The sequence below is a fragment of the Thaumasiovibrio clandestinus genome, from assembly GCF_047250365.1.
Classification (GTDB): domain Bacteria; phylum Pseudomonadota; class Gammaproteobacteria; order Enterobacterales; family Vibrionaceae; genus Thaumasiovibrio.
Genome location: NZ_JBLBVL010000015.1, coordinates 44,842 through 58,795 on the forward strand (window position 1 = coordinate 44,842; position 13,954 = coordinate 58,795).

Annotated in this window: 11 protein-coding genes; 5 read left to right on the top strand and 6 right to left on the bottom strand. The window is 43.9% G+C overall.

Features of this window, described 5'->3' with window-relative positions; all coding sequences use genetic code 11:
* Positions 1–122 precede the first annotated feature (122 nt).
* Positions 123–1,316 carry a DEAD/DEAH box helicase gene (locus tag ACKLNH_RS16295; RefSeq protein ID WP_413113314.1) on the top strand — a complete coding sequence of 398 codons (1,194 nt, stop codon included), beginning with the start codon at positions 123–125 and terminating at the stop codon, positions 1,314–1,316.
* An 85-nt stretch (positions 1,317–1,401) separates the two neighbouring features.
* Here the strand turns inward: ACKLNH_RS16295 and arsJ are convergent, their stop codons facing one another.
* The 5 genes from arsJ to fusA all read right to left on the bottom strand — a co-directional run bounded on the left by arsJ (position 1,402) and on the right by fusA (position 6,820).
* Positions 1,402–2,628 (bottom strand): organoarsenical effux MFS transporter ArsJ, encoded by a 1,227-nt coding sequence (gene arsJ / locus ACKLNH_RS16300; RefSeq protein WP_413113315.1) that lies wholly within the window; start codon positions 2,626–2,628, stop codon positions 1,402–1,404.
* A 56-nt stretch (positions 2,629–2,684) separates the two neighbouring features.
* The gene (locus tag ACKLNH_RS16305; protein WP_413113316.1) at positions 2,685–3,182 is read right to left on the bottom strand and encodes a phosphatase domain-containing putative toxin; all 498 of its coding nucleotides are present in this window, start codon (positions 3,180–3,182) and stop codon (positions 2,685–2,687) included.
* Positions 3,183–3,193: 11 nt separating this feature from the next.
* Positions 3,194–4,195, bottom strand: a complete 1,002-nt coding sequence (locus ACKLNH_RS16310) for an ArsJ-associated glyceraldehyde-3-phosphate dehydrogenase (protein ID WP_413113317.1) — start codon at positions 4,193–4,195, stop codon at positions 3,194–3,196.
* Between the two features lie 28 nt (positions 4,196–4,223).
* Positions 4,224–4,565: a metalloregulator ArsR/SmtB family transcription factor gene (locus ACKLNH_RS16315; protein WP_413113318.1), complete on the bottom strand. Its 342-nt coding sequence runs from the start codon at positions 4,563–4,565 to the stop codon at positions 4,224–4,226.
* A 167-nt stretch (positions 4,566–4,732) separates the two neighbouring features.
* Complete coding sequence (gene fusA / locus ACKLNH_RS16320; protein WP_413113319.1) at positions 4,733–6,820, bottom strand: elongation factor G; 2,088 nt, start codon at positions 6,818–6,820, stop codon at positions 4,733–4,735.
* Between the two features lie 486 nt (positions 6,821–7,306).
* On the opposite strand from fusA, the gene ACKLNH_RS16325 reads away from it, so the two are divergent.
* Together ACKLNH_RS16325 and ACKLNH_RS16330 are read left to right on the top strand one after the other, a co-directional pair.
* Positions 7,307–8,746 carry a hypothetical protein gene (locus tag ACKLNH_RS16325; protein WP_413113320.1) on the top strand — a complete coding sequence of 480 codons (1,440 nt, stop codon included), beginning with the start codon at positions 7,307–7,309 and terminating at the stop codon, positions 8,744–8,746.
* Positions 8,740–10,263 (top strand): GGDEF domain-containing protein, encoded by a 1,524-nt coding sequence (locus tag ACKLNH_RS16330; RefSeq protein WP_413113321.1) that lies wholly within the window; start codon positions 8,740–8,742, stop codon positions 10,261–10,263. The genes ACKLNH_RS16325 and ACKLNH_RS16330 overlap by 7 nt, the downstream gene beginning before the upstream one ends.
* A gap of 124 nt (positions 10,264–10,387) precedes the next feature.
* On the opposite strand, the gene ACKLNH_RS16335 is transcribed toward ACKLNH_RS16330, so the two are convergent.
* The gene (locus ACKLNH_RS16335) at positions 10,388–12,271 is read right to left on the bottom strand and encodes a beta-N-acetylhexosaminidase (protein WP_413113322.1); all 1,884 of its coding nucleotides are present in this window, start codon (positions 12,269–12,271) and stop codon (positions 10,388–10,390) included.
* A 238-nt stretch (positions 12,272–12,509) separates the two neighbouring features.
* Here ACKLNH_RS16335 and ACKLNH_RS16340 point away from each other — a divergent pair, with 238 nt between their 5' ends.
* Complete coding sequence (locus ACKLNH_RS16340) at positions 12,510–13,058, top strand: DUF4136 domain-containing protein (protein ID WP_413113323.1); 549 nt, start codon at positions 12,510–12,512, stop codon at positions 13,056–13,058.
* A gap of 268 nt (positions 13,059–13,326) precedes the next feature.
* Entirely contained in the window at positions 13,327–13,875 is a 549-nt protein-coding gene (locus ACKLNH_RS16345; protein ID WP_413113324.1) for a hypothetical protein, read from the top strand.
* Positions 13,876–13,954: the final 79 nt, after the last annotated feature.

Consider the following 13,954-nt stretch of genomic DNA (forward strand, 5'->3'; position numbering starts at 1 on the left):
ATCACTAATGCCTTTACAGTAATTATCAGTAAACAGTCGAGAGCTGCCGCTCGCTTCATGTTAGAATGCCGCCCATATTGACCGCTATACTGTCATATAGCGACCGAATTCAGAGATAAATAATGCCTTTCTCCACACTGGGTCTCAGCGAACCTATACAACAAGCGCTGTCTGAACAGGGCTATAGCAAGCCTACACCAATTCAAGAAAAAGCCATCCCAGTTGCACTGGCTGGCAAGAATATTCTCGCTGCTGCCCAAACAGGCACCGGAAAGACGGCCAGTTTTGTACTACCAATTCTTGAAAAACTACGCCATACACAGACGCAACGCAAAAAGCGTATACGTGCATTAATACTGACCCCAACTCGAGAACTCGCGTTACAAGTCGCCACCAATATTCAAGTCTATAGCAAACACCTACCACTGACGTCGATGGCAATGTATGGCGGCAGCGAAATCCAGCCGCAAAAGCAACGTCTTGTTGAGGGTGTGGATGTATTAGTCGCTACGCCAGGCAGATTATTAGATATGCTTTACCAGCGCGCCGTCTATTTTGATGAAGTTGAAATGCTGGTTATCGATGAAGCAGACCGCATGCTAGACATGGGCTTTATTGAAGACATAAACGCCATCGTAGAGCGTCTACCTGTAGATCGTCAAAATATGCTGTTCTCTGCCACCTTATCCCCACAGGTGCGCCGACTAGCAAAATCGGCGATCAGTCATCCTGTAGAGATCAATATCAGCGCTGACAGCAATCAAAAGCCACACATAGAGCAGTGGATTACCACCGTTGATAAAGATAAAAAATCGCAACTTCTCAGTGAACTGATTGCCGAACATCAATGGCCGCAAGCGTTAATTTTCATCCAAACAAAGCACGGCGCAGCGAAATTGGTCGCGCAACTAGAAAAACGCGGTATTGAAGCGGAAGCATTCCATAGTGGCCGAAGTCAGGCGATGCGTGAACAACTGCTGCAAGATTTCAAGGAAGGCAAGATACGCTTCCTGATTGCAACTGGTGTAGCGGCGCGTGGTATTGACATCCAAGGCTTACCTTTGGTGATTAACTACGACCTGCCTGATAAAGCAGATGATTATATCCACCGTATCGGTCGAACGGGGCGTGCTGGAACGCCGGGCTTGGCGATCTCTTTTGTGTCTAAAGATGACTTCCGAAACTTATGTGCTATCGAAAGTCGTTTAAATCACTTACTCGATAGACGAGAAATCGAAGGGTTTGTACCTCGCAAGCCGGTACCGACTTCGATTCTTAACTATGTGCCGATACACAAGCGTCCACAAGAGAAGTAACACCATCACTTGAATCTTTGTTATCCAAGTGAATATAGCCGCGTTATCGTATCGTGCGATGCGCGGCTATCCATATAAGACTAAATTAGCTCGGTGTTACCGACTGCTCTGTCGTTTTAGGCAAACGTACCGAAATAACGGTCGCCAAGGCTAAAAACGCAAACGAGACCCATAGGCAGGCAGCAAGCCCCGCCATTTGAAAGACCCATCCCGACAATATAGTGCCAATTAAACGCCCCATCGCATTGGCCATATAGTAAAAGCCAACGTCCAACGAGACCCCATCACCTTTGGCATAGCTTACGATTAAGTAACTGTGCAGAGATGAGTTAACGGCAAATACTGCACCAAATATCATCAATCCAAATACAATAACAAACTGAGGATACCAACCAATCTGTACGCCATAAGCAACGAATGCGGTCACCAGCGTTAACACTCCAGCCCAACGCATTGCGGCATGTCCGTCAGGGGTGCGCCCATCAGCTTTACCCGTAATACGCGGCGCTAAACCTTGCACAAACCCATAGCCAATCACCCACAGAGCTAAAAAGCCACCCACCATGGAATGGTCCCAACCAAAAACCGTACCTAGATAAATAGGCAAAGCGATCACGAACCAGACATCACGCGCCCCAAACAGAAACATCCGCGCCAACGATAAACGATTGATGCTTGATGACTTTGAAAATAGGTGCTTAAACTTAGGTTTATTCTTCGCTTTACCCAAGTCGCTATCCAACGCAAAAACACTGCCTACAAAGACTAACGACAACACCGCTGCCATTGCTAGCACCGCACCTTGGAAGCCTATCGTTGCCAGTAATACGCCACCAACGAAAAAGCCCACGCCCTTCAGTGCATTCTTAGACCCCGTTAATATCGCCACCCATTTATACAGTGCGCCTTGTTGATCTGAAGGAACCAAGGTTTTTATCGCACTTTTGGCGCTCATCTTATTAAGATCTTTTGCAATACCAGATAACGCTTGCGCCGCCATAACCCAAGGAATGGTAAGCCAACTACCAGGAACTGCCAGCATGAGTAGCGAGACGATCTGCATCCCTAAGCCAACATTCATTGTCCGATTAAGCCCTAATCTTGCCCCGAGCCAACCACCAACTAAATTTGTAACAACACCGAAAAACTCATAAAACAGAAACAGTGAGGCTATTTGGAGTGAGCTATACCCTAAGTCATAGAAATACAGCACCACTAACATTCTTAACGCACCGTCTGTTACGGTGAAATTCCAGTAGTTAAACGTCACCAACATGTATTGGCGAACTGCTCTTGAAAGATTCATTAACATCTATAACCCGAACCTGAATATTAAAAGAGGCACCGAAGTGCCTCTCGTTATCAATCTTATTGCGCAGCAATACTATCTATATAGTCAATTTGAACCTGTTTAGTAAATGCGCCTGGGCGTAAAGCCTGAACATCGGTCTTAATTTTGCTGATGTCCCAGCCCAGAGAAAGCAGTAGGTGAGCAGCAAGTAAACCAGTGCGGCCTGATCCACCCATACAGTGCATCACGATCTTTTCCCCGCCCGCAACACGCTGCTGCAGCTCAGGTAACGCTGCTTGCCAAAGGTCGTTGAAATCCGCACGCGGCGCTTCATCATCCTCAATCGGTAAATGGAACCATGCCAAACCTGCCGCTTCGATTTCTTTCGGCAATGCGGCAACACCTGCTTTTTCCATCTCTTCATTGCTTAATGCAGTAACAACAACAGTGGCACCTTGCTCTTTTAGCTGTTGAATAGAAGTGACAAGATCAATACCTTTGGTACCAGGACAAGGCGTTAGAATTAAAGCTGCGCCTTGCTCTGTTACCGGTAATTCCCAAGTTGGATGTGTCATATTAATTCCCATTATTGCAGTGCTACGGTTCTTACAAGTTCTGCTGTGCGAGTGGCATAACCCATTTCGTTATCATACCATGCGTAAATTTTTACCATACGAGTGCCAACCACCATCGTTGATAGCGCATCGACGATAGTGGAACGCTGATCACCGCGGTAATCGATAGAGACTAATGGCTTCTCTTCAAAACCTAAAATGCCTTTTAACTCACCTTCTGACGCTTCTTTCAATAATGCATTCACTTCTTCAGCTGTCGTGTCACGCTCAACATCAAAAATGATATCAGTTAGCGAAGCATTGGCGAGTGGAACACGTACTGCGTGACCGTTAATCTTTCCTTCTAGCTCAGGGAAGATTTCAACAATGGCTTTCGCTGAACCGGTCGTGGTTGGAATCAAGCTCATACCACAGGCACGGGCACGACGAAGATCTTTGTGTGGGGCATCTAGGATTGTCTGTGTATTCGTCAAATCATGAATCGTTGTAAACGACGATTGTGCAATGCCCAGTTTTTCATGAATCACTTTTACAATTGGAGCGATACAATTTGTGGTACAAGAAGCAGCGGTAACAATACGATGCTCTTCAGGGTTGAAGATATGATCGTTAACGCCAACAACGATATTAGCAATACCGTCTTCTTTAACTGGTGCAGAGACAACGACGCGACCAACACCTTGATCTAGGTACTTGTTTAAAAACACTGAGCTACGGTGTACACCCGTAGCTTCAATCACAACGTCACAACCAGACCAGTCGACATCATCAATCTCACGCGCTTGCGTAGTCTTTAAAGATTTACCGTCAATGACAATTGCATTGTCCGTTGCTTCAACAGCGTGATGCCAACGGCCCTGTACTGAATCAAACTCAAGAAGGTGGGCTAACGTCGCTGCATCACCCGCAACGTCATTAATCTGTACAAACTCGATCTCTGGCCAATCGAATGATGCTCGCATCGCTAAACGGCCGATGCGGCCAAAACCATTAATACCTACTTTGATTGTCATACTCTAATTCCTACTTTTAATTTGATTATCAACAACTTGACTCTTCATCAAGCTGCAGATTTAAAAAGCTTTCGTTATCTTGATTGTATTGCGTTAACAGGCAGTTTGACTCTCCCAAGCCATTAATGACTTTGCGTGCCCAGCCAGGAAGATTAGGAGACAAACTGTAATAGACCCACTGCCCACAACGCTCATCGACTAATACACCTGACTGGCGTAACTGAGCAAGGTGTCGCGAAACTTTCGGTTGCGATTCCCCTAAAGCCTCTGTGATATGACACACGCAACTGCGTTCATGACGACAGATCAGTAACAAACAACGGACTCGTGTTTCATCAGAAAGCATTTTAAAAAAGAGATGGGGAAGCATAAAACAAAACCTCATATATACGCATATCCGTATATAGTACATTTGTTATGAGGATTGTAAACAGCTAAGGGTGAGTTTTATATGAAGGTTCTGTGACAGGTTACTTATTGGCAGGTAAAAAAAAGCCCCGGTCAATGACCGAGGCTTATATCAAGTAAAAACGTTAATTACTTATTAGCGTTTTTCTCTTTTTGTTCAGCGATGACTGTTTCTGCAACGTTTGCAGGACATGCTGAGTAGTGAGAGAACTCCATAGAGAACTGACCACGACCAGATGTCATTGTACGTAGAGTACCGATGTAGCCGAACATCTCAGAAAGAGGAACGTCTGCTTTGATACGTACGCCAGTAGTACCAGCTTGCTGATCTTTGATCATACCACGACGACGGTTAAGGTCACCGATAACATCACCAACGTGATCTTCTGGAGTGAACACGTCAACGTGCATGATAGGCTCAAGAAGCTGAGCACCAGCTTTAGGCATAGACTGACGGAATGCACCTTTCGCTGCGATTTCGAATGCTACTGCAGATGAATCGACTGCGTGGAAGCCACCGTCGAATAGCTCAACTTCAACGTCTAGCGTTGGGAAGCCTGCAAGAACACCATTTTCCATCATGCCAGCAAAACCTTTCTCGATTGCAGGCCAGAATTCTTTAGGTACGTTACCACCAACAACAGATGATGTGAACGTGAAGCCAGAGTTAGGCTCACCTGGTTTGATACGGTAATCGATCTTACCGAACTGACCAGAACCACCAGACTGTTTCTTATGCGTGTAGCTATCTTCAATTGCTTGAGTAATAGTTTCACGGTAAGCAACCTGAGGCTGACCAACAATTAGGTCAACACCGTAAGTACGCTTAAGGATATCAACTTTAATGTCTAGGTGAAGCTCACCCATACCTTTAAGGATGGTTTCGCCTGAATCTTCATCAGTCTCAACTTGGAACGATGGATCTTCTGCAACCATCTTACCGATAGCGATACCCATTTTCTCGCTGCCGCCTTTATCTTTTGGAGATACAGCGATAGAGATTACTGGTTCTGGGAAGATCATTGGCTCAAGCGTACACTCGTGCTTAACATCACATAGAGTGTGACCAGTTTGAACGTTCTTCATACCTACTACAGCGATGATGTCACCCGCTTGAGCAGTAGTTAGTTCGTTACGCTCATCTGCTTGCATCTCAACCATACGGCCGATACGCTCAGTTTTACCTGTTGCAGAGTTAAGGATAGTGTCACCTTTGTTCATCACACCTGAGTAGATACGGATGAAAGTAAGGGCACCGAAACGGTCGTCCATAATTTTGAACGCAAGCGCTTTTAGTGGTTCTTCAGCTGATACCGTTGCTACTTCGCCAGTTGGCTCACCAGTTTCTGGATCAGTTAGTGGCTGAGGATCAACTTCAGTTGGTGATGGTAGGTAGTCTACTACCGCATCAAGAAGAAGTTGCATACCTTTGTTCTTGAACGCAGAACCACAGTAAGTTGGGAAGAACGCTAGGTCACGAGTACCTTTACGGATACAACGCTTAATGTCTTCAACAGAAGGCTCTTCACCTTCCATGTAAGCTTCCATTAGGTCATCGTCTTGCTCAACAGCAGTTTCGATTAGCTCTTCACGGTACTGTTCTACTTCATCAACCATATCCGCTGGGATTTCTTTGATTTCGTAGTTTTCTGGAAGACCAGTGTCATCCCAAACGAACGCTTGACGGCTTAGTAGGTCAACAACACCAACGAACTCGTCTTCACGGCCGATTGGTAGAACCATTACTAACGGGTTTGCACCTAGAACGTTTTTAACTTGGTCACAAACGTTAAAGAAATCTGCACCCATACGGTCTAGTTTGTTAACGAAAATCAGACGAGCAACTTCTGATTCGTTAGCGTAACGCCAGTTGGTTTCTGACTGAGGCTCAACGCCGCCAGAACCACAGAATACACCAACACCACCATCAAGAACTTTAAGAGAACGGTATACTTCAACGGTGAAGTCAACGTGTCCTGGAGTATCGATAACGTTTAGACGGTGGTTGTTCCAGAAACAGCTAACTGCTGCTGACTGGATAGTAATACCACGCTCAGCTTCCTGTTCCATGAAGTCAGTGGTTGATTCGCCATCATGAACTTCACCAGTCTTGTGGATCTGGCCAGTTAGCTTAAGGATACGCTCGGTAGTGGTAGTTTTACCCGCATCAACGTGCGCGAAAATACCAATGTTTCTGTATTTTGATAAATCAGTCATTGTTTTACTCTAACAATTACGGTCACTATTAGGGTGTGAAGTATAACGCGAGAATTTAAATCGCGTTAGTGATTCGCTGCTTTTGTTGGTTCTCACTATGTTAAGCGGACAGTTTACGACCATAACAGCAGCAAATTGCTCAGAAAACCAACTCTCAAGTAGACTTAGCTGGTGATTCTACGCCAAATCACCACCACATTGCGAGTCTTTCATGTCAACAAATCGCACTTTTCTTGCTGATTAAGCGTAGAGCCCCTAACAAGAGATAGCAAACCAACGTTAAAAAACACTGATTACCGCCTTGTTAGATGTCTTAATAATGCGACATCTACGGTAGTAACAACATTAAAATCTGTGTATTGACTCGGTTTTTTCAACCCCTCCCCTTTATTACCTAATCAGCTTCAGATCACAATGGATTGAGGAAAATATGCATTAATACAGAAGATTATCAATTGCCTCATAAAGTCGGGAGAAAGGTAGGCTGTGAACCATAAGCAACGACAGTTTGAAACTAAGTTAGAAACGCTAAATTCTATCATAGAAACAGATCCGCACTCTGTACTTAACCAAGCCCGCCAACTGGAACATGAGGCACTGTTGCTAAACTATATCCAAGGTCGTGTTCAAATCTACCTGACCATCTCATTTGCACATTGGCATTTGATGAATTACGTCGAAGGCATCAAAGCCGTTAGAAAAGCATCAAAGCTTGAAAAAGAGCTAGATACCGATGAGAAAAGAGCGGCAGTATGTCATCTTTACGCGCTGAACTATTGGGGACAAGCCAAATACTATACCGCACAACGCTATTGGTTAGATACGCTTGAAAACGCCAGTCTAAATAGTCAATCGGAGCTAGAAATCGAAGCGTTAATCGGCCTCGGTAATGTCTGGCGAATAACCAATGCATTGCATTCCGCTGAGAAAGCACACTTACTCGCCTTAGAGCTAGCAGAAAATGCCGGGCTGAACGTTCTAACAGGAAAAGCGGCCATTTTATTGGCTTGGGACCGTAATCTGCTCAAAAACTATCAAGGGATGCTCACTGTACTGCATATCGCCGAACGACCATTACAAGGCTACCCTAGCCCAACTTGGCAAGCCGAAATCCACGATTTTCGCGCCCTCGCCTACTTAGGTTTGAATCGACTTGAAGAGGCAACACATTCGAGTCAAATGGCCATCGCGATCGCTACACAGCACAAGCTGACGTGGATGGTGGCACACTCATCTATTACCCACGCCCGTATCGCGTATTCGAGCAAACAATACGGCCTGACCTGTGATCTACTTGAAAGCGCCTTGGGTGCGGCTAAACAATTTGATCGAGGGGAGCTGCTCTCACAAATCTGCAAACTGCTATCCGAAAATGCGCAAAAGATGAATGATGAAAAGTCAGCATTAAAGTATTTCCGTCAATACCGACACTACATGATTGATTTGCTACAAGATAAATCACTGACACTAGGAAAGGATAAAGCCAAGTCATCACTCAATGCATTAAATCAAAAAGCGTATAAAAATATTAACCGACTCAGCGCATCAATTGAAAAAGCGCGCGTATCAGTATTCAATCACTATGTGTTACAAAAAGAGTGGCAACCTTTGCTCAATACACTATCAACCAGCTCAGACGCCATTCATGTATTACTCATCACCTCTGACAACGGAGAGCAATTGAATACAATGCTGGGCGTTGCTCATAGCTGTTGTAGCGGTGCGGATAAAATGACCGTTTTAGAAAAGAAAACTATCGCCATGGCACTCTCTAAAGATAGCTTATCTATCTCTTACACCCTGTTGTCTAACTTTATCACCAGTGTTCCTTGGAAACAGTCTTCTGTTCCACAGCTACGTGCGCTGCAACTTCACGAATTTAATCAATGGTGGTTAGGTGCGGCACTTAAGGACGTCACATGTTAGAGTTAAATTCCCCTTCACCATCCCTAAAAACACCGCAACCTTTTGGCCCATTATTAAAAGGCAATAAGCCAGCCTTAAACGACGCGGTGCACTACGCTAGCCAAGGGCTGTTACAGCAAGCCAAAGATGCTTTAGATACCTATGAAGAAATACGTCAGTTTCCAGAAGATGTTGATACAACCTTCGAAGGCTACATTCTTATTTACCAATATTACTGTGATCACAGTTACTATGAGCAAGCATTAGCGCTCCTAAATCGTATTGTCGATATAGCGACTCAATATGGCCGTGTCGACTACTTTTCTGCCGCCACCATCGGAATGGGAAACCTCTGCGAGATATATGGCAAACCTAATCAAGCACTAAAATTTTATAGTATCGTGCGTGGTTTGATGCCGACAATTATGGATGCAGAAAGCGCACTACAAGTTCATCTCCACTTTTTAAGTTGCTGTATTACCCTGAATAAAAGACATAGCGCTCAGCATCATTTAGAGCGTTGCTTAGAACTAAGTGAACAGTGCAAACAGCCCGTCTATTTTAATAGTATTTTGTATTACCAAGCTGTGCTCTCGCGCTTAAATGGTAACAAGCGCCAAGCCTTAATCTCTCTTAGCCAAATATCTCATCAAGCGGCACAATTTGATTCAATTTGGCTCTACCTCGAAAGCAAGCGTGAAGTTGCTAACTGCCTTATTGAAGCAAATCGGCCTGAACTGGCACAGATTATTATGGAAAAATGCGTTTACTATGCTCGATTACATGGCAACCAAAACACACTTAGACGGATGCTCGTTACACTGAGTTTAGCTTTAGAAGCCAGTGGGCAGTTCGAACACGCATTGCAAGTCGAGAAACAAATCTTACCTATTGAAATGCAAACCATCTCTCGCATTCCAATTAGCGAGCTTGGCGGCTACACCCTACGCAAACTGTACCATTGCGAAATTCAGATAAAACTCGCCTTATCTGAACAAAAAAATGCTGAGCTCATCGAGCACTCTCGGCAGCAGAAGCATCAAATGCAGGCACTCAAAAAAGAGACATTATTAGATCCGCTAACCGGCCTGTATAATCGACGCTGGCTTGATGCAACGTTGTTACAACTCAATGCGTTTGAGCAAGATATCACTATCGTTATTCTCGATATTGACTACTTTAAAGAGATCAATGATACCCACTCTCACCTAGCTGGTGACAATGTGCTCCGCCAAATTGCAACCATCATAAAGCAACAATTTAAGCCTTTCCACTGCTGCCGCTTTGGCGGAGAAGAGTTTATTATCGTCATGCCAGACACCAGCCAAGCTGATGCCTACCAATTAACAGAAGCATGTCGAAAAGCTATTTCTGCATCGCCTTGGTGCCACATTTTGGGAGAACAAGGCTTAACTGTTAGCGCTGGCATCGCATCAAATCATACCAATATGCCTATCGAACCACTGCTGCAAGACGCAGACGCTGCGCTGTATAAAGCAAAAAACAATGGTCGCAACCAAACCTGTATTTATCGTTAACCGTAGATAAGCCACAACACACCTTGTCGTGGCTTATAAAAAGAAGCTAACTATTGCGTTCTACTCTCAACTGGATTTCGCAATGAACCGCGAATTGTTCAAACAATTAACGCAATAAATGCGTTTACCGATCGCCAGTACGATACTGAATGCCCGCTCCTTTCAGTAATTCCAATTGCGATGAAACACGGGCAGTAAAGACTGCCCAATCCTTATTTTCACTCATGGACCACGCATTTTCAGCGATGGCAAAAAGCCTTGGGTACAGTAAATACTCAAGTGATGGGGTATCTTTGACATACTCGCTCCAAACCAGGGCTTGCGTGCCAAGCACACGATGAGATTCAACCCCTTCGGTTATTTCAAAGTGGTAAGCGCGTTTTAAATCCAATGCATTAGCCCAAAGAACCCCATACTCATGAATATCATTATTCCACGCCATATCAAGGTATGTGTATTGGGCCGGACACATAACAACGTTATGCCCTTGCTGAGCAGCCTTAATGCCTTCATCTCTCCCCGACCACGCATAAACCATGGCTGACGTATCGGCTTTATCCCCTTTCGCGGCCTCTTCCCAAACGGCAAGTTGCTTGTTTTTATTCGATAAGTAGTTTTGCAGATGCTTGATAAGATGTCCTTCTAAATCCCTTACGCCATTTAGCCCCAACTTGGTCACCATCTCATGACAGGCTGGCGACTTTTCCCACACATGTTGAGGAACCTCATCGCCACCCAAATGAATAACCTGAGAAGGAAACAGTTCGCAGACCTCAGCAAGAATGGTTTCTAACACTTGATAAGTACCCACTAACCCAGGATTTAGCACATTATCTTGATACTGTTGTATTGAGACATATTGAGACTCATCTTCTTTTTCAATTAATTGTTCAGGAAGAGACTGAATTAAGGCTCTAGCATGTCCAGGAATATCGATCTCTGGAATTATCGTGATTTCTCGTTCAGCGGCATACTGAATGATTTCTCGTATTTGAGCTTTCGTATAGTAGCCACCGCTTCGGTCAGGTCCGGATCCAAACTGTGGAGCCAGCACTTCACTTTCTCCTCGCCACCCTCCAACTTGGGTCAATTGGGGGTATGCATCGATCTCTATACGCCACCCTTCATCATCCGTTAAGTGCCAGTGAAACACGTTAAGCTTTAACCAGACCATTTGGTCCAATAACTGTTTTATCGAATCAACCGTAAAAAATGACCGTGCGCAATCCAAAAACTGCCCTCGATAACTAAATCGTGGCTTATCGACAATTTGACCGCAGGCAACACGTCCTGCCGATGTCTCTAAAAGGTGCGCTAAGGAGACTAATGCATATAAATATCCGGCTGAACCCGATGCAGTAACAACCACTTGTTCAACACCAATATCGAGACGATAACCTTCACGATCCAGCGTTTCGTCTTCTTCAAATACCACTATTGCGTGCGATGGCACTACCTCAGGGATTCTCTGCTTAATACGTAGACTAAACCAATCTAGGGCCTTTTCCGTTAATGGAGACCTCCCTGCACTTGTGATAGATGATGGCTGCATCCAAAAGCCTGGCGTAACTCGGCTTATTTCTGGCTGGGGAATAATACCTGAGATTGGCAACGGCCATTCCATCTTTGATTTCAGAAGATCATGTGGCTGGGGCATATTATTTACCCCTTCTTCAACGACAACCGTACCTGATGGTATTCTGAGGTAGGCGCCAATTGGTCGTTCCATCAAGTTATATAGCGCACTCGTTTCTGTTTCTAGTGTTACCTGCCATACCTCTCCAGCCTGAAGCACCATACTTATTGGCGGCGCCAACTCAATATGAGAACCAATCTGTTTTATCACCGTTCCGTTGATAATACGATCAGCGTTAATGAAACGTGGCATACTAAGACAGAGTACGAACTCATTTAGGCTCTCGGCACTGTTATTACATAGTTCCAGTGAGAACTTAATATACTGCTCTCGATTTTCATGAATAATGAAATTTAATACATAATTAGACACAGTCGGTCTCCACCTTAATAAGTCTTAACAAATATTATTCAGCACACGTGCATATATATAGCAACATTAGCACCCTCTATAGTTAAAAGGTGAGTCATTTTATAGGCACCAATCGCAGTGTTTACGTATATGCGAGCATCTTCACACCTTCCATTTTATCAACAGAAGTGAAAGCTATTTATTTCAGAACGGTCTATAACAGAAAGGTGCCATACTTAGTCTAAGAAAGGAGTGGGAAATGTTAAAGCATCTACTTATTTTAGGGGGCCTCTCTCTTATTATTGGCTGCACTTCTGCACCGACTACTGACTTCAACCCTGATAGTAATTTTAGTGCGCTAAGAAGCTATCAGCTTGAGGAGCAAAGCGATCCTACCTCGCTCGATTTACAGCGAATGCAACAGGCACTCACACAGCAGCTAGCCATAAAAGGATTCATTCGCAGTGACGCCAACGCTGATCTTAAGATACGCTTTGGTATCAAATCTATCACCGAGCTGCAATCTTATGGCTCTAGCTTTGGTATTGGTTATGGGTCCAGAAACGTTGGGGTTGGTATTCGTACCCCCCAGCAATATAGAGAAATTAGTTACGGTAAACTCATTATTGAGGTAATTAATCAAAAAAGTAATCAAGTGATATGGCAGGCAATGTCAAATAAGCAACTCAATCAATCATTGAAAGGTGACGAGCGACGTCAATTCATCGATGCACAAGTCACGCAAATGATGCATCTCTACCCTGTTCACTCTGTGCAACCGACAAATAAAAATATGCGCATAAATTAAAAACAAAACATAGGTTATTTGACTTACATTTGAGAATAAAAACAAAACATAGACATTCTTTCTCAAATATAATACGCAATAGCAATAGAATCATACCCAATCATTAATGATTAAAGCTCATCAGACCAGGCGGTATATAACTAAAATACAATAGCATTTTGCACCATAAAAACTATCACACCTAAACATCCAGATAATGAGACATTAAAAATAGTCATGATTCATATACTCATTACTAATTACTTCCAATGTTTTATAGGGTAAATGTATGCGGTATATTCTCATTTTATCTTTTGTGCTATTTTCTTCATCAATATTTGCGCAAGGTGTAAGCAATGCCCTTCGATTTGGTGGTTGGTCTATGCATTTAGAAGATCCTTCAATTAACAATGCGCCCGAATATAATGAAGACAATTTTGGTGTGGGAGCTGATATTGGTTTAACTAAGCTAGGGAACTGGCACTTACAATTATCATTTTCCTATCTTAAGGACTCCTTTGACCAAAACCTTTATGCAGGCGGCATTACATTTGACCGCCCTCTTAATCTATACTTAGGCAAATGGTCTTTTGCTATAGGTGCATCTCTCGGTATCCAATCCCGATCTATTGCACACAGTCGCAATGGCGAATTCACCGAATTGAAACGGGAAGTGTTACCCATGATACTGCCCTATTCACGCGCATCGTATGGTAACCTGTTCATGCTATTCTCCGTTATTCCTCAAATAGAGCGTAAAAATAACGTGGCTACAGGTGAAACCAAATATGAGATTAAAAAACCGGTTATTTTTTGGCAAATGGGTTACTCATTTTAGCCCTGTAACAGGGCTAAACAATGCTGGAAGTTTGATGCACTATCGTATGTAGCGTTTTATCGCACCACGACCGCAGTGA